Annotated in this window: 16 protein-coding genes; 3 read left to right on the forward strand and 13 right to left on the reverse strand. The window is 68.5% G+C overall.

Translation table 11 applies throughout. The annotated features are described in order from the left end of the window. The first annotated feature begins 10 nt into the window (after positions 1–10). Positions 11–1456: an SLC13 family permease gene (locus tag AC1DGD_RS19215; RefSeq protein WP_476857880.1), complete on the forward strand. Its 1446-nt coding sequence runs from the start codon at positions 11–13 to the stop codon at positions 1454–1456. 337 nt (positions 1457–1793) lie between these two features. Here AC1DGD_RS19215 and AC1DGD_RS19220 read toward each other — a convergent pair whose 3' ends face one another. Next, positions 1794–2513, reverse strand: a complete 720-nt coding sequence (locus AC1DGD_RS19220) for a response regulator (RefSeq protein WP_223916554.1) — start codon at positions 2511–2513, stop codon at positions 1794–1796. Then, entirely contained in the window at positions 2510–4249 is a 1740-nt protein-coding gene (locus AC1DGD_RS19225) for a sensor histidine kinase (protein WP_476857881.1), read from the reverse strand. The genes AC1DGD_RS19220 and AC1DGD_RS19225 overlap by 4 nt, the downstream gene beginning before the upstream one ends. A 137-nt stretch (positions 4250–4386) precedes the next feature. On the opposite strand from AC1DGD_RS19225, the gene AC1DGD_RS19230 reads away from it, so the two are divergent. Further along, entirely contained in the window at positions 4387–5754 is a 1368-nt protein-coding gene (locus tag AC1DGD_RS19230) for a cation:dicarboxylate symporter family transporter (RefSeq protein WP_476850387.1), read from the forward strand. 137 nt (positions 5755–5891) lie between these two features. Here AC1DGD_RS19230 and AC1DGD_RS19235 read toward each other — a convergent pair whose 3' ends face one another. The 3 genes from AC1DGD_RS19235 to AC1DGD_RS19245 form a co-directional block, all read right to left on the reverse strand. Beyond that, positions 5892–6641 (reverse strand): ABC transporter ATP-binding protein, encoded by a 750-nt coding sequence (locus tag AC1DGD_RS19235; RefSeq protein ID WP_223916560.1) that lies wholly within the window; start codon positions 6639–6641, stop codon positions 5892–5894. After that, the gene (locus AC1DGD_RS19240) at positions 6634–7599 is read right to left on the reverse strand and encodes a FecCD family ABC transporter permease (protein ID WP_179129146.1); all 966 of its coding nucleotides are present in this window, start codon (positions 7597–7599) and stop codon (positions 6634–6636) included. The genes AC1DGD_RS19235 and AC1DGD_RS19240 overlap by 8 nt, the downstream gene beginning before the upstream one ends. A gap of 97 nt (positions 7600–7696) precedes the next feature. Beyond that, positions 7697–8872, reverse strand: coding sequence for an ABC transporter substrate-binding protein (locus tag AC1DGD_RS19245; RefSeq protein ID WP_476857882.1), 1176 nt, complete (start codon positions 8870–8872; stop codon positions 7697–7699). A gap of 195 nt (positions 8873–9067) precedes the next feature. On the opposite strand from AC1DGD_RS19245, the gene AC1DGD_RS19250 reads away from it, so the two are divergent. Next, a complete protein-coding gene (locus AC1DGD_RS19250; protein ID WP_230008282.1) occupies positions 9068–9838 on the forward strand; it encodes a DUF6390 family protein in 771 nt (256 codons plus the stop codon). Between the two features lie 69 nt (positions 9839–9907). Here the strand turns inward: AC1DGD_RS19250 and AC1DGD_RS19255 are convergent, their stop codons facing one another. Genes AC1DGD_RS19255 through AC1DGD_RS19290 form a run of 8 tightly spaced genes read right to left on the reverse strand, consistent with a single transcriptional unit; the run spans position 9908 to position 16570 of the window. After that, the gene (locus AC1DGD_RS19255) at positions 9908–10165 is read right to left on the reverse strand and encodes a HypC/HybG/HupF family hydrogenase formation chaperone (protein ID WP_230008283.1); all 258 of its coding nucleotides are present in this window, start codon (positions 10163–10165) and stop codon (positions 9908–9910) included. 13 nt (positions 10166–10178) lie between these two features. Beyond that, positions 10179–10751: a hydrogenase maturation protease gene (locus tag AC1DGD_RS19260; RefSeq protein WP_476857883.1), complete on the reverse strand. Its 573-nt coding sequence runs from the start codon at positions 10749–10751 to the stop codon at positions 10179–10181. An 8-nt stretch (positions 10752–10759) separates the two neighbouring features. After that, positions 10760–10879: a DUF6893 family small protein gene (locus AC1DGD_RS19265; protein WP_018772298.1), complete on the reverse strand. Its 120-nt coding sequence runs from the start codon at positions 10877–10879 to the stop codon at positions 10760–10762. Continuing rightward, positions 10876–12384, reverse strand: a complete 1509-nt coding sequence (locus tag AC1DGD_RS19270) for a hypothetical protein (protein ID WP_476857884.1) — start codon at positions 12382–12384, stop codon at positions 10876–10878. The genes AC1DGD_RS19265 and AC1DGD_RS19270 overlap by 4 nt, the downstream gene beginning before the upstream one ends. After that, entirely contained in the window at positions 12381–13022 is a 642-nt protein-coding gene (locus AC1DGD_RS19275; protein ID WP_476857885.1) for a DUF6084 family protein, read from the reverse strand. The genes AC1DGD_RS19270 and AC1DGD_RS19275 overlap by 4 nt, the downstream gene beginning before the upstream one ends. Beyond that, complete coding sequence (locus tag AC1DGD_RS19280) at positions 13015–13752, reverse strand: DUF5947 family protein (RefSeq protein ID WP_476857886.1); 738 nt, start codon at positions 13750–13752, stop codon at positions 13015–13017. Before AC1DGD_RS19280 ends, AC1DGD_RS19275 begins: the two co-directional genes overlap by 8 nt. Before the next feature lie 43 nt (positions 13753–13795). Then, the gene (locus AC1DGD_RS19285; RefSeq protein ID WP_476857887.1) at positions 13796–14770 is read right to left on the reverse strand and encodes a NifU family protein; all 975 of its coding nucleotides are present in this window, start codon (positions 14768–14770) and stop codon (positions 13796–13798) included. Positions 14771–14776: 6 nt separating this feature from the next. After that, entirely contained in the window at positions 14777–16570 is a 1794-nt protein-coding gene (locus AC1DGD_RS19290; protein WP_018772303.1) for a nickel-dependent hydrogenase large subunit, read from the reverse strand. Between the last annotated feature and the right edge of the window lie 10 nt (positions 16571–16580).

Below are 16580 nucleotides of genomic sequence, written 5' to 3' on the forward strand. Positions count from 1 at the left end.
GGAGACCATCATGACCAAGACTGAGCACCGCACCGCTGTCGCTGCGGACCAGACCCGGGACGACGATGCCCCGCGTCCAACCCGCCGCCGCCGAATCCTGCTGGCGGCGGCCGCCGGGTTCGCGTTCCTGGCTTTGATTGCGCTCGTGCTGGGGGGTGATATCTTCAACCCTTCGGCCACCCCGCAACCGGAGCACTCCATGACCGCTGTCCAAATCATCCCGCTCGTCATCCTCGTCATTATGTTCATCGTCGCCACGAAATGGCCGCTGAACATCGGCGTGATGGGGCTGGTTGCCTCCTTCGGCGTCGGCTATTTCATGCTCGGAATGACGGACAAGCAGATCCTCGAAGAGTTCCCCGCCAGCATCGTCGTGACGATCATCGGAGTCACGTACTTCTTCAGCATGGCCCAGCGGAACGGCACCATCGACATCATCGTCCAGACCTGCGTACGCCTCGTCAGGGGCAAGACGATGCTGCTGCCCTGGGTGTTCTTCCTGATCGCTGCTGCGCTCACGTCACTGGGCACCTTCTCGCCGGCCGCCGTCGCGCTGCTGGCGCCGGCGGCCATCGGCTTCGCCTACGAGTCCCGGATCCATCCCGTCTTGATGGGCGCATTCATCATCAACGGAGCCCACGCCGGCGGCTTTTCCCCGCTGTCCGTCGCCGGCGTGCTGGTGCACGATATCGCCCTGAAGAACGGATTTCCCATTTCCCAGGGCGCACTCTTCATCGCCAGCTTCGCTCTTAACCTCATTCTCTCCGTGCTCACCATCGTCCTGTTCGCCCTCCTGGGCAGGCTGCGGGACGGCGAAGGCGGCCAGCATGCCGACGTCGACACCGCCCGCACCAGCCGCCCTCGCGGGCAGCAGATCCTCACGCTGGCACTGATCGCGGTGATGCTCGTGTGCACCCTGGGCTTCCACCTGCCGATCGGCTTTGTCGCACTCTCCGCCGGGCTCCTGCTGGCGCTGGTCAATATCAAAGAACACCAGACGTTCATCGGCGGTGTCTCCTGGTCCACCGTCCTGCTGGTTGCCGGCATGATCACCTATGTCTCCCTGCTCCAGCACGTTGGCGTCATCGACACCCTCGCCGAGCAGGCTCTGGCACTGGGCGCACCGCTGCTGGTGGCGCTGGTCCTCTGCTATGTCATTGGCGTCGGCTCAGCCTTCGCCTCCTCCACGGCGTTGCTGACCGCGTTCATTCCCCTGGCCGGTCCGCTCCTGGCTACCAGCTCGCTGAGCGCATCAGGAACGGTCGCGGCGCTGGCTATAGCTGCCACGGTGGTGGATGTCTCGCCCTTCTCCACCGACGGTGCGCTGGTGGTCGCCAACGCCCGCGACAATGACAGGCAGCGAGTGTACCGGCAGCTGATGGCGTATGCCGGGGGAGTGGTGCTCGTAGCCCCGGCCCTCGCCTGGGTCCTGCTGGTTCCCACCGGCATCATGTAACCGCGCGGCCACCGGCGGTGCGGCTACCGATAGCCGGGCCGACCCCGCCGCATTGAATGAAGTCTTCGTTTGCGGCAAGTAACCACGCAGAAGGCCCGGACACACAGTGTCCGCCGGCACCAGACCGCAGTGGGGCGGCGAATGATGATCACCCGGATCATCGCCTATTCGCAACGCGCGCCGCCCCGCTGCCCTGACACGTCAACAGCGGCCGCATGGCACTAAGCATTCGCGATCATCCCGCCACAAGGAAACCGCCGGGACGGCATTTCGCGGCAGTGTTTCCCGGGATTGCCGGCAAGTGCCCTCCCGGTGACGGTAACGGGGAGCGGCAGGCCTACGTCCGCGGCCGGTTCCAGCGGTATTCGTTCTCCGGCCGCCCGGGGGCGCCGTAGCGGGCGGCGCGGGAGACCGTTCCGGCGTCGGCGAGGTATTCGAGGTAGCGCCGGGCGGTGACCCGGGACATCCCGAGCGCCTCCATGACCTCGCTGGCCGACACCGCCTCGGCCTGCTGCTTGATGTAGTCCTGGACGGATTCCAGCGTGGATACGGCCAGGCCCTTGGGCAGCGACAGCTCGGACGGGGCACGGAGGCTGGCGAAGGCCTGGTCCACATCGCTTTGGGACGCCCGGGCTCCGGCTTCCCCGGCCAGGGGTGCGGCCAGCTGCTCGCGGAACAGCCGGTAGCTGGCGAGCTTGTCCGCAAAGGTCGCGTAGGTGAACGGTTTGATCAGGTACTGGACCACGCCGGTGGCCACCGCGCTGCGGACAATGTTCAGTTCCCGCACCGCGGTGATGGCGATGATGTCCGCGAACAGTCCGGCCGCCCGCATCCGGCGTGCGATGTCCAGCCCGTGGAGGTCCGGGAGGTTCATGTCCAGCAGGACCAGCTCCACCGGATTGCCTGCCGCGGAGAATTCGGTGAGCAGGCGCAGGGCGGACTGGCCGTCGGGCGCGGAGCCCGCCAGGGTGAAACCGTCCAGCCTTTCTATGTAGGCGGCGTGCGCTGCGGCAGCGATGGGCTCGTCCTCGACGACGAGTACCCGGATCTCGCTCATGGTTGTCCCTCGGTAGTGACCGGCAGCGGAGTGACCGGCAGCGGAGTGACCGGCGGTGTTGTGACGGGCAGAGTGACGCGGAACAGCGCCCCGGCCGGGCTGGTGATTGTCATGGTACCGCCCAGCCGCTGTACCGCCTGGCGCACCAGGGCCAGTCCAAGGCCGCGTCCGAACGGTCCCGGGGCCTTGGTGCTGAAACCGTGCCGGAAGACGTCCTCCACGGCCGCGGGATCGATCCCGGGGCCGCTGTCCTCCACGGTAATCTCCAGGGCGGAGCCGGTGGTCTCGACGGTCAGCTCCACGAGCCGGGGTGCCGGCGCCTCGGCCGCGGCGTCGATGGCATTGTCCAGCAGGTTCCCCAGGATGGCCACGAGGTCCTGCACGGCCAGTCCGGTCACGGCCGTGGAACCGCTGGTATTGAGGGTCAGTTCGACGCCGCGTTCGTGTGCTTCGGCTGCCTTGCCCATGATCAGGGCGCCGAGCACGGGTTCCTCGATGGAGCTCACAATGTCATCCGTGAGCCGCTGGCTCAGTTCCAGATCTTTGGTGGCGAAGTCCAGCGCCTCGGGGCCCCGGCCCAGTTCCATGAGCGAGACGATGGTGTGGAGCCGGTTGGCGTGTTCATGGGTCTGGGCGCGGAGCGCGTCCGAGAGCGTGCGCATGGTCTCGAGTTCACTGCCCAGGGATTCGATCTCGGTACGGTCCCGGATGGTGGCGACCGTTCCATAAACAGGAGTGCCAGCGCCGGCAGCGCCGGACTTCGCTCCGCGCGGGCGGGCGCTGGCAGATTCGGGTCCCACCGCGGGGCCCTGGTTGACCACCAGGATCCGCGAGCCGGTCAGGTGGATCTCATCCAGGGCGGTCCGCCCCGATTCGAAGAGCTCTTTGAGGCTGGGGGCCAGCGGCAACTCCGCGAGGGAGGGCGCCGCCTGGCGGCCGCCCCCCGCAACCCCGCGGTCAGCGCCGGAGGTGGGACCGCCGTCGGCGGACTGCTTCCTCAACCCGAGCAGTTCGGCGGCCTGGTCGTTGTACATCACCACTTTGCCCTTGGGGTCGATGAGGATCACGCCCTCGCGCACCGAATGCAGCACCGATTCGTAGTACGCGAAGAGCTGGCCCAGCTCTTCGGGGCCCCAGCCGCGGGTCACCCGGCGCAGGTACCGTCCCAGGAGCCAGGCCGCCGCCGACCCGCCGGCCAGCAGCGCCAGGCTGATGGCCAGCAGCGCCGGCAGCCGGCCGGAGAGTGCGACGTCCACCGTCCGGACCGTCACGCCCGCGGCCACGAGCGCCCGGACCTTGCCGTCGGCATCCTTGACCGGGGCGATGGTGCGCACCGACGGGCCGAGGGTGCCGGCCACGACTTCCGTGAACACCTGGCCATGGAGGGCCGCGTCAATGGAGCCGATATACGGTTTGCCCAGTTCCTCATCCCGCGGGTGGGTCCAGCGCGTGCGGTCCGGGGCCATGATCGTGATGAAATCCGCGTCGGCGTCGTTCATGGTCTTCAGGGCATACGGCTGCAGCAGGGCCGTGGGATCGGCCGAGTCCGCCGCCGCCAGGACGAAGGGGGCGTCGGCGACGGCGGTGGCGATGCCGGCCATCCGGCGTCCGGCCTCGTCGTAGGCGTGATCGCGCGCGTCCACGAACACGGCCGTGCCAACGATGGCCGTCAGGGCCACCACGAACAGCAGGTTGGCCGCAAACAGCCTGCGGGCGATGCTCCAGCGCCGGATCATCAACACCTTCCATGACCAATATGAACGCAAGGGTGATGCGCGTCACCTTCTCATCAATGATGGGGTTACACGCAAGAAGGACAAGAGCGGACCACAGCCAGGACCGCACCAAGTCCAGCCTATCCAAGGAGAACACCATGGCCTCTCAACGAGGAGAGTCAGCAGCACCGGCCGCCGCTCCGGCCAAGAAGCGCAAGGGACTGGACAAGTCCCACTACCTCTACATCGCAGTCATCGTAGCCGTGATTGCAGGTGCCGTTATCGGCCTGCTGTTCCCCGAGGTCGGCAAATCCCTCAAACCACTCGGCGACGGCTTCATCAAACTCATCAAGATGATGATCGCGCCCGTGATCTTCTGCACCATCGTGCTGGGCATCGGCTCCATCGCCAAGGCCGCCACGGTCGGCAAGGTCGGCGGCCTGGCGCTCGCCTACTTTGTGGTCATGTCCACGTTCGCCCTGGGGATCGGCCTGGTGGTCGGCAACCTGATCCACCCGGGCGAGGGCCTCAAGCTCGCCCCCTATGATCCGAACAAGAAGGCGGCAGTCGACAGCACCGTTGACTTCCTTCTGGGCATCATCCCGGGCGACATTCCCGTGTTGCCGACCCTCCTCGCCGCGATCCTGGTCGGCTTCGCGCTGCAGAAGATGGGCCCGCAGGGAGCCCCGATCCTCAAGGCCGTCGGTTACGGCCAGGCCCTCGTGTTCCGCATCCTCATCATGATCATGTGGCTGGCCCCGGTCGGAGCCTTCGGCGCGATCGCCGCAGTGGTCGGTGCAACCGGCTTCCAGGCCATCATCAGCATGGCGACCCTGATGGGTGCCTTCTACATCACCTGCGCCCTGTTCATCGTCGTGATCCTCGGCGGCCTGCTCAAGGCGGTCGCAGGCGTCAGCATCTTCAAGCTCATGAAGTACCTCGGCCGCGAATACCTGCTGATCTTCTCCACGTCCTCCTCCGAAGCCGCGCTGCCCCGCCTGATCGCGAAGATGGAACACCTCGGCGTGTCCAAGCCCGTCGTGGGTGTCACGGTCCCCACCGGGTACTCCTTCAACCTCGACGGGACCGCCATCTACTTGACCATGGCCGCACTGTTCGTCGCCAACGCCATGGGCACGCCGCTGGACCTTGGCGCCCAGGTTTCCCTGCTGGTCTTCATGATCATCGCCTCCAAGGGTGCCGCCGGCGTCACCGGTGCCGGCCTGGCCACGCTGGCCGCCGGACTCCAGGCGCACGCACCCCAACTGCTGGGCGGCGTGGGCATGATCGTCGGCATCGACCGGTTCATGTCCGAGGCGCGCGCCCTGACCAACTTCACCGGCAACGCCGTCGCCACGGTGCTGATCGGCACCTGGGTCAAGGAGATCGACGGCGGACGCGTGGACCGTGTCCTGGCCGGTGCCGAGCCGTTCGACGAAGAGACGATGCTGGCCGGCCACTCCGGCGCACAGGATGCCGCCGAACAGCCCGCACAGCCGGCACAACCGGTCCTGGCACACGCCTGAACCCGCGCCTGCACCGTCCCGAACCACGCCGGAACCGGCCAGGGCCGCACCCCGGCCCTAAACTGACAGGACGCACTACCGCTCGATGACGCCCCAAGCGCCCGGCAGCCCAGCTGCCGGGCGCTTGGGCGTTCGGTTCAGCCCTCCTCGGCGCCGAAGGGGGTGACCACCGTGCGGCGGGGCGTCCCGGCGTCGTCGTAGCTCAGGGTGCTGACACGGACGCCGTACAGCGCGGAAAGCTGCGCATCGGCGAGGAGCGGCCCGGCAGGCCCGGTCACCACACCCGCGGCGCCCATGAGGACCACCGAGTCCGCGAGGAACAGGGCGTGGTCCGGGTGATGGGTGCTCACGAGCAGCGACATCCCGGTCCGCACGAGTTCCCTCAGCAGCTGGAGGACCCGGACCTGGTTCTTCAGGTCCAGCCCGGTGGACGGCTCATCCAGGACGAGGAGCCGCGAACCGCCCGCGATAGCCCGTGCAATGAGGACCAGCTGCTGCTCGCCCCCGCTCAGCGTCGGAAACAGCCGGTCGGCCAGGGCGGCGATCCCCACCCGGTCCATGGCGCGGAGCGCGGCGGCCCTGTCCCGGCTGCCGGGGGAGCGGAAAACGCCGATGTGGCGGGCACGGCCCATGACCACCATGTCCAGGGCCGGGTAGCCGAACGTGCTGCCGCGCGCCTGGGGAACATAGCCCGCCGTCTCGGACCTGCGCACCGCACCCTCCTGTACGGCCAGCATGCCGGCCGCGCAGCGCACCAGGGTCGTCTTGCCGCTGCCGTTGGGCCCCAGGACCGCGGTCACGGTGCCCGGCGGCACCGAGAAGCTGAGATCCTTGAACACCCAGTTCTGCGGCGAATAGCCAAACCCGGCCCCGCGCAGCTCAAGCACCGTCCCAGATCCTCTCCCGGTTCCGGCGCAACAGCACGAAGAACACCGGTGCGCCGATCAGGGCGGTCAGGACGCCCAACGGGATTTCCCCGGCCGTGGCGGTGCGCGCGATGGTGTCGATGGCGATCAGGTAGGCCCCGCCCAGCAGGAAGGAGACCGGCAGCAGCACCCGGTGGTCCGGTCCCACCCACATGCGTGCGAGGTGCGGGATGACCAGCCCCACCCAGCTGATGACGCCGCTGACGGCGACGGCCCCGGCGACCATGAGGGCCACGGCGGCGAGGACCGCCCAGCGCAGGGGGCGCGGCCGGAGCCCCAGGGCGGTGGCGTCGTCGTCGCCGAGCGAGAGCACATTGATCCGCCACCGCAGGGCCAGCAGGACGACGCCGCCGGCAGCGATGGGAATGAGGGCCACCAGCACTTTCGCCCAGGTGGCGGTGGAGACACTGCCAAGCAGCCAGAATACGATGGCGGGCAAGGTGGTGAACGGGTCCGCCAGATACGTCACCAGGGCCACCAGGGCGGAGAAGAAGGAGGCCGTGACGATTCCTCCGAGGACCACCATGAGGATGTGGGCGCCGCCCCGCCCGGACGTGATGAGGAAGACGATTCCCAGTGCCAGCAGCCCGAAGCCGAACGATCCGCCCACGAGGGCGACGGGGCCCAGGCCCAGCAGCAGGGCCAGGGCACCGCCGAAGGAGGCGCCCGAGGAGACGCCGATGACCTCTGGGCTGACCAGGGGATTGCGGAACACGGCCTGCAGGGCCGCGCCGCCGATTGCGAGGGCGCCACCGACCAGCAGGGCAAGCAGGACCCTGGGCAACCTGACCAGCAGCACCACGTTTTCCTCGGCCGCGGGAAGGCCCGGGCCGAAGGGAACTATTCGGGAGGCCAGGATCTGCACGACATGGTCCAGGGACACGCTGTAGCGGCCGCTGGCGAGTGCAACCGCCGACACGGCCGCCAGGACTGCTCCTGAGAGCAGGCATGGACCGATGACCTGGCGCAGCCCTGGTCCCCGGCCGCCGGGGGGTCCCGTGGTCAGAGGCTGGGCCTCACGAAGCATCGAACTGCCGGTAGTTGGCCGAGGTGCCGTTGGCCTCGGTCCAGAGGATCTTGTCCAGCTCCGGCGCCGATGGCCGGTGGCGGTACAGGAAGTCGAAGTAGTCGTTTGTCTCGTCCCTCAGCGTGGAGCGGTTGCCGGAGGGGAAACTGACATCTGTGAGCCAGCGCCACATCAGTGGCGATTCCTGGCCGGGGGGATCCCAGCGGTAGCCGCCCAGCGGGACCTTGTAGACGCGGCGGGAGCGCACCGCGGAGACGCTTTGCCACACCGGGTTGGCGTAGACGTCGGCGGGCATCGCGGCGTCGAAGTTCCCGAGCAGGATGATTTCCGGATCCCAGGCGAGGACCTGTTCGACGTCCACGCCCACCATGCCCTTGCCCTGAAGGCCCTGCGGGCCGGTGGCGGGGTTGTGTGCCCCGATGAGCTTGATGTAGAAGTCGTTGTAGCTGCCGTTTCCGGCCACCTTGAGGCCGCCGCTGAACCTGTTGAAGTAGATGATGCCCGGGCCGCCGGTGCCGCGGGCGGCGGCCTCGGCCTGGATGGCCTTCTGTTGCCCGTCGCTGCGCGCCTTCATCTGCACGGCCCGGTCCGGCCGGCCCAGCATCGTTGCGAAAAGCGCGGTCCACGTGTCCACGTCCTGCTGCGTGCCGGTGTTCGTGATGCCCAGGACCTTCATCCCGGCCTGTTCCAGGGGTGCCGTCAGTTGCGCATCGCTCCACTGGACCACGACGTCGGGGTTCAGTGCCCGGATGCTTTCGACATTGGGCGTGAAGTCGGTCGTGGCGATGTCGTGCGGGATGTTCAGGGCCTCCGGGTACATGGTGCCCATGGCGCCGTCGCGCATGGCGACCCATGAGGCGTTGTGCATCCCGGCCAGATGGCCGGCGCCCTGGTCGACGGCGGCCAGCAGGGAGGCGGCGGGCATGGGAATGGTCACCACCCGGGTGACCGGGCGGTCGAAACTTAGGACCGTCCCGCGCTGGTCCGTCACCTGGATCCCGGCCGGGCCGGAGGCGGAACCCGCGGGCGCAGTACCGGCAGCCCCTGCCGGCGGCGTTGACTGCGGCGACGTGCCGGCCGCGGCGCAGGAAGCGAGGAACAGCGCCCCTCCGCCGTAGAGGGCCGCTGCCAGTACAGATCGTCGGTTGGCTTCGGGGACGCTCATCGGCCTACCTCCCGGGAAGGACCGCGCGCAACGGCCATTCGCTCCGCGCCGGCCACAGCAATGGTCCCGGTGCGGCATTTCCTCACAGCATCCGCCGAATGCGCAGGGGTGTCAATGCCGGTCCCGCCGGGCATTGTTCGCCGATGGGCGCCGGTGCTAGCCTCGCTGATATCCCCTGTGAAATGAGGCCACGGGATGGAAATCAACGGCGCCCAACTGTTTGTCCGCTACGCGTATCCGCCGAATTCGCGGGGCAGCTGCGGGCCGCCTGACAGCGACGCGCTGCTGCACTATGGCCAGTCCGGGGTGACCGACGCGGGCCTGCGCGAACTTGCGAAGGGGTTCGCCGGGGCCTGGCCGTACCTGGAGCTCATCGCCGGCGCCACCGGCAACCCGGACCCGCTGGACTACGCGGTGGTGGAGGCCTACTGGGTGGGAAACACGCTACTGGACTCCGTGGGTGTGCGCAGCATCGGCAATTCCATGGAGGACCGGTTCCGCGCACGGACCGGGCATCAGTTCCCGCATCTGATGGAAGGGGTCCTGGCCGGCGGCGTCCCGCATCACAGCTTCCACGTCCTGGAAATCTATCCGTGGACGGGACTCTTGCGCGATGACAGGCGCTCCTCCACGGCCCTGAATGTCCTTGACCAATGCCGCATCCGGTGGGGCGAGGTGGTGGCCGTCGAAGCGGACAGCGCCCTCGTGCGCTCGCGGCCCCTGGCGTGGGACGGGATGGCGCTGTCGCTGGGGGAACCGGTGATCGAGACGGCCAAGTACGCCGTGGCCGGGTCCGGCTTCATCGCTGACCTCATGCCCGGGGACATGGTGTCCCTCCACTGGGACTGGGTGTGCGACCGGCTCTCGGCCGCCCAGCTCCACCGGCTCCAGCACTACTTTGCGCGCCACCTCAAGATCGCGAATTCCGGCGTGGAGCACCGCGGCGCAGCGATCGCCCTCGAATAGCGGCGCCTTTCGATCCTTCAGTGGGGGAGTTCCTTCAGTGGGAGAGTTCCTTCAGTGGGGGAGTGAAGGCTACGGGACCGTGTCGGTGGGGTCCGGGCCCCGTCCCATGAGCTCAAGTCCCGTCATCGCACGGTCGGCGCCTTCCTGGTCCACGCGTTCCAGGGCGAAGCCCATGTGGATCAGGACCCACGTGCCGCTCTCCACGGGGCCGTCATCGAGGAGGCCAATGTTGATTTTGCGCTCCACTCCGGCCACATCCACGAGGGCGAGTTGCCCGTTGTAGCCGTCGATCACTTCGATGATCCGGCCCGGTATTCCCAGACACATCCGTGGTTCCTCCTCAGCCTGTTTCATCCGGAGCCGCGCTCGCGGGCGCTGCGTCTGCGTTCGTGATGCGGGCTGTGACCAGGGTGCGGACTGCTTCCACGGCTGCCGGAACGGCGCGGGACACGTCCTCGGACAGTCCCATGCCCTCGTCCGTTCGCCCCGCGATGCAGCCGACCAGGTAGGTCTCCGGCAGCGATCCGCCCAAAACACGCAGACGGCGGAGGACAGCCAGCGGGTCCATGCCATGCGGATCGAAGGCCGGATTGGCCCGCAGGCCGGCCGGCGTCAGCGGACCGCCGCTTTCCAGGTCCTCCACCCGGATCTTCAGGATCCGAAGCGTTCCGGCGCCTGTGCTCCCGTCCGCCGGGGCCGGGAGCACATCCACGAGCACCAGCGCATCCACCCCGTCCAGGAGATCGTAGGCGAGGTGCAGCCCGCGGATCCCGTAGTCCCGCACCTGGACCTCCTCCGGCGCCCAGCCGGGCAGGCCGGACACCTCCTCGGCCAGCCGGCGGGCGACGGCCGGCCCAAATCCGTCGTCGCGAAGGAACACGTTCCCCACGCCCGCCACGAGGACCCCGCTCACACCGGGCCTCACATGCTCCGCATTCGCACGTAGCGCTTGATGTCCGGAATTGAACGCAGGCCGACGACGGCTGCTGCCAGGCCCGCGGCCAGCAAGAGCACGACTGTCATGATGCCCAGAGCTTTCATGGTGATGGTTCCTTTCCGTTGTCCGGGGCCGGCGCCGCGGTGAGCGGCACGAGTTCCTCGGGGGCGAAATACAGATACCGTCCGTACCACTCCTGCAGTTCGGCGGCGGGGTCGGCCTCGAGGACCACCGCGACGTGCGTTCCGCCGTCGACGTCGAAGTGGACTCCGGTGACGCGCCCCGACTTGCCGGCGAAGAAGAGGTCCTGGGCGTCGGCGCGGCGCAGCGGGACAACCCGCACCCTGCTGCCGCGTGAGATCGGGACGCCGTCGATGAAGACGGTGTCCGATCCCGGATCCACGGCGGCGTCCCGGGCCGGATCCCACCACGGCGTGCCGGTGTCCGCGTCGGAGGCGCCCGGAACCGAGAATTCCGGAACTGAGAACTCCGGATAGGCCGGGACCGCGGGGCCGGGGAAGCCGTCGCCTCCGATGCTCCCGGGTCCGAGGGGCGCACCGGCGTGCGGGTTCCGCAGGATGCCGTGCAACTGCTGGAGCTCCTCTGCCGTCATGTTTTCGCAGCGTTCGATGATCGCCGCGGCCCGGGCATCGGTTGACCGGGCCTCCGCCTTTTCCGCATCGGTCAGGGTGAGCACCCGCAAGGTCAGGATTTCATCGATCTCCGTCGCGTCGAACAGTTCCACGGTGCTTTCCGGTGCCACCGCCGGATGGTCATAGAGGATGATCGGGGACAGGAGCAGGACATCGCGCTGCCCCTCGGGGCCGGCGAGCACGGGCCAGCAGCGGTGCTGGCTGCACGAAGCCGCCGCCGCCGCTGCCCATCCCGGCGGATCGATCACCGACAGGAAGTCGGCATCGTGGACGGCGAGCAGGACATGGGCTCCGATGAACGAGTACTCGATGGCGGAACGCGTGTCGGTGGCCGCTGCCGCCGCGTTCTCCACCGTGACCCTGAGCCGCCACAGCGGCCCGTGGGCCGGCCCCGCCGCGGCATCTGCTCCGGCGGCCTGCCCCTGCGCCGCCACTTGCGCCGCCAGCAGGCGCACCTCGCCACGAAGCTCCCGCCGCCGGCGCACAAGCCGGCCCGCAATGGCGCCGGCGGAATCCAGCACGGGCTCGATGTCCTCGTTCGCCGGCACGTTCACCGGCGCGGACACGCCCGCGGCAAGCTGGCCGAGGCTGTACGGCCCGAGGGTGATCTCCCGATCCGTTGCCTCGTCCCAGCTAAGCCACCGGGAGGCGCCGACGGTGAGTTCGTCGACGGGCGTGAATCCGCCGTCATCCGCGCGTTCGGCGGACCGTCTCTGGAGGTGCAGGAAGCGCAGGTGCACGTCGACCCGCGCCGCGGGTCCCGGCTCGAGGAGGCAATCCGCTGCCATGTCCGGCGCTTCGCCGGCACCGGATTCAGCCGCGCCCGGCGGCCCGAGCACGCCGAACTGCCAGCGGGCCTGGTTCTTGGCGGACGAGGCGCGGTAGGGGTACAGGAGGTATCCCTCGTAGAGGACGGCGTCGGCGACGGCGCGGGCCAGGCTGAGTCCGGTGTTCACGGCACCGGGTCACCCGCCCCGGCCAGCAGCCCCTCGATGGCGGCCTCCCAGGAAATCAAGCCGTGGACCGCCTTGTACCTGGCCAGGGCCGCGAGGACGTCGCGGTCCAGGCGGATCCATCCCTGGTTCGGGAAGAATGCGTCCATCAGCGAGCGCCAGGCCGCCACGGGCAGGGCGTACCGCGTTTCCCGGTCCCAGGGAATCTGCTCGACGCCGAAGCCCGCCGCGCCGCGCGTGAAGACCGTCCCGGAGAAGAGGAACTCGAGCGGGACCGTCCCGTCCCGCAGGGAGTTCAGGTATTTTGCCGCTGCGACGTCGAAGTCGAACGTGCAGGGCAGCGGCAGGTCAACGTCGGCACTGTCCGCAAATCCCTGGACCAGGACGCCGCTGTGCATCCAGATGAAGGGCTTGAGTGTGGTGGGCCACCGTCCGCGGGTGCCGAAGAGTTCCAGCAGCCCGGCTTCCTCGTCGGCGTCGTAGCCGCGGCGCTGGGCCAGGATCCGCACCTGGCACCGCAGGGCCATGGCATGGACGGCGGCGCCACTCTTCTCCTGGATCCGCAGGCGCGCGGTCAGCTGGGGTGCGGCCGCGTAGGGCTCCGGGGCGATGTCCAGCACACTGAATTCGAGCTCAACCATGGCGTCCCTCCAAGTCTGCCGCGGGGGCGCCCGGCCTGCTGCGGCGGCTGATCCGGTCGAAGAATCCCGCGAGCTCCTGGCGGGACTCCTGACCGCCGTCGAAGCCCTTCCATACCCGCCGCAGGCGGCCCACCAGCTCGTAGCACGCATCGATGGGGACCAGGTGGCAGTCCGCCCGGTCCCGGTCCGGGCCGGGGGCGCGGATCAGCAGGGCTTCCGTGTCGGGGGCGAGCACGGTGATGGCCGGGTTGGCCGCCTCGACCGACGCCCAGGCAGCCAGGGGAAGTTCGGACTCCGTGGCGCCCGCGGGGCTCGGGTAGAAAGCGGCCGTCCGGCCAAGAGCCGAGTTGAAGAAGAAGAATGCCAGCCCCACCGGGATTTCCAGCTCGTCCCACTGGGCCTGGCCGAGCTCGAAGGGCTCGAACGAGAGGTAGCGGTCAGGGACGGAGCGGTAACGCAGATGGGCCGACGAGTCCGTGAACAGCAGATAGCAGGGCCGGCACGTGCACAGCAGGGAGCGGCTCTCCAGATCCACCACGTGCTGGTGGGCGTCCGGGATGGGCTCCGCGCACATCTCGCAGCGCTCGCCGGCAGGCTGGGCCGGGCGGGTGGACGTTATCCGGCGGAGCACGGCCAGCGCCGACGCGCTGTTTCCGGCCCTGTTGTTTCCGGCGCTGTTGTTTCCGGCGCTGCCGGCCGGCGGACTCCCGGTTCCCGGCGGCGCCGTCATGCCCTGCTCCGTTCCCGTGCCGCGGAATTCATGTGCCGGCATCTCACAGCGGGTCCGCGGTGGTGGGGACGGCCACGGAGGGAATCCCGTCGCGGAGCAGCAGCGGGAGGGGATCAAGATGCAGCCCCTTGTCCTCGAGGCAGGCCCCGGCCTTCCGGACGTCGAAGTGGCTGCGGCAGTGCGGGCAGCGCAACAGCCCCCCGCCCACCGGGGCAGCCAGCGCCCGCTGCAGCGAGGCGCCCGGCATGGTGTGGGTGCACCGCGGGCAGCGGTCCACAAACGCGTAGATGTCCGGGCCGATCCGGCACGTGAGCACGTCCACGCCCGCCACCAGGAAGCCGGCCACGGCTCCGGACTCCAGCTCAGCGAGGGCCGGGACCGCCTGCCACGTGCCTGGGGCCGGTGTGCCGGAGTCGGGGACCGCCCAGTCCGGCGCGGCACTGCGAATGCCGCCGTCGGGCGGGCCGCCCAGCCCGTCCAGCCGCGAGCGCAGGGCGCCGACCGGGATGAGGGCGGGAACGGCGGCGGGGGCCGCTTCCTCCACTTCGATGCCGGTCACCTCGGGCGCCGCAGATTCGATCGCGTCCTCGACGGCGAGCTTGAGCGTCACCGACGACGACGGACAGCCCTGGCAGCTGCCCAGCAGCCTCAGCCGGACGACGCCTTCTTCGCTGATGCCGAGCAGTTCCACATCGCCGCCGTGCGAGCCGAGGTAGGGCCGGACCGAGTCCAGGGCGCCGGCGACCCTGCCGGGCAGGTCCACGGGGTGCAGCCCGTGGATCAGGAGCAGGCCCGACACCAACGGGTCGGACGTGAGGGCGGACAGCGTTCCGGGCCCGAGCGCACCCTGCGAATCGAGCACGTGCAGGATCCGTTCCAGCCCGGCACCGTACAGTTCCGTCACCTGCCGGACCAGTTCTTCCGCCCGGTCCCGGGCCACCGGACCGCCGGAGCCCAGCGCGTCCAGGAGCGAACTGATCCGTTCACCGGCCGAGCCCAACAGATTCTCCCGGTCCATGGCGGGCTACTCACCGGTGAGCGACTGCGTGGGGGAGTGCAGCAAGTCCAGCGTCTGCCCGTCGCCGAGATACATATGGACGCCGCACGGCAGGCAGGGGTCAAAGCTGCGGACGGTGCGCATGATGTCAATGCCCTTGAAATGGTCGCGGTCGTTCTCCTCGAAGATGGGCTGGCCCTGCACCGCGTCCTCATACGGGCCCGGTGTTCCCTCGGAGTCGCGCGGGCTGGCGTTCCACGGCGTCGGCGGATAGGGATGGTAGTTGGCGATCTTGCCGTCGCGGATCACCATGTGGTGCGAGAGCACGCCGCGGACGGCTTCGGTGAAGCCGCAGCTGATGGCTTCCTCCGGCACCTCGAAGGACTCCCACGTCTTGGTGCGGCCGGCCCGGATCTCCTCGAGCGCCTTTTCGGCGAAGTGCAGGGCGGCGGCCGCCGCGTAGGCCTGGAAATAGGTCCGGGCGCGGTTCCGCTCCAGCGTGTTGCTCCACTGCGGGATCTTCCATTCCAGGGTCACCGGGCCCTTCAGCGCAGTCTTGGGTAGCTCGATCTGGACGCTGCTGCCCGTTGACTTGAGGTAGCCGGTGTCGACGAAGCCGGCAAGAGCGGTCGACCAGAGCCGGGCCAGCGGGCCGCCGCCGGTATCCAGCGCCAGGTTGCTTTCGCCGTCATTCCACCGCGGTGACATCACCCAGCTGTACTTATCCTCGAGGTCGCGCTTCTGCGGCCGCGGGTTGGTGTGCTGGTTCCAGGGGTGCCGGCGGTCCACCGGGTTGCCCAGCGGGTCGCGGGTGACGAACATTTCCTGGTCGCCCCAGTCCTCGTAGTAGGACGAGCCCAGCATGATCCGGATCCCCAGGTTGATGCGCACCAGATCCGTGGTCACGAGTTTGCCGTCCACCACGACGCCGGGGGTGACGAACATCTTCCGGCCCCACTCCGTCATGTCCTTGTAGGCGAAATTGCAGAACTCCGGGTCCTGGAAGGACCCCCAGCAGCCCAGCAGGGTGCGCCGCAGCCCCACCTGCTCGTACCCGGGCAGGGCCGCATAGAAGAAGTCGAAGAGGTCATCGTGCATCGGCACGACCTTCTTCATGAACTCCACGTACCGCATGAGCCGGGTGATGTAGTCCGTCATCAGCTGGATCGTCGCCACGGTGCCCACGCCGCCGGGGTAAAGCGTGGAGGGATGGACATGCCGGCCCTCCATCAGGCAGAACATTTCCCGGGTCATCCGGCTCACTTGCAGCGCCTCGCGGTAGAACTCCCCGGTAAACGGGTTCAGCGAGCGCATGATGTCCGCGATGGTGCGGTAGCCGTGCTCAGCGGCGTGCGGGGCCGGCGTGTTCTCGGCTTTGGCCAGCACCGACGGGTTGGTTTCGGAGACCATCTTCTCGCAGTAGTCCACGCCGACCAGGTTCTCCTGGAAGATGTTGTGGTCAAACATGTACTCGGCAGCCTCGCCCAGGTTGACGATCCATTCGCCGAGGTGGGGCGGCTTCACGCCGTAGGCCATGTTCTGCGCGTAACAGGAACAGGTGGCGTGGTTGTCGCCACAGATTCCGCAGATCCGGCTCGTGATGAAGTGTGCGTCCCGGGGGTCCTTGCCGCGCATGAAGATGGAATAGCCGCGGAAAATCGAGGACGTGCTGTGGCATTCCACCACTTGGTTGTTCTTGAAATCGACCTTGGTGTAGATGCCGAGGCTGCCGACGATCCTTGTGATCGGGTCCCAGGCCATCTCTACCAGGTTCTCGCCCGCGGTACCGTCCGCTGAGGGCATCGGAATCGTCGAAGTCATTGCATTGCCT

This window comes from Arthrobacter sp. 05T45 (assembly GCF_056395875.1).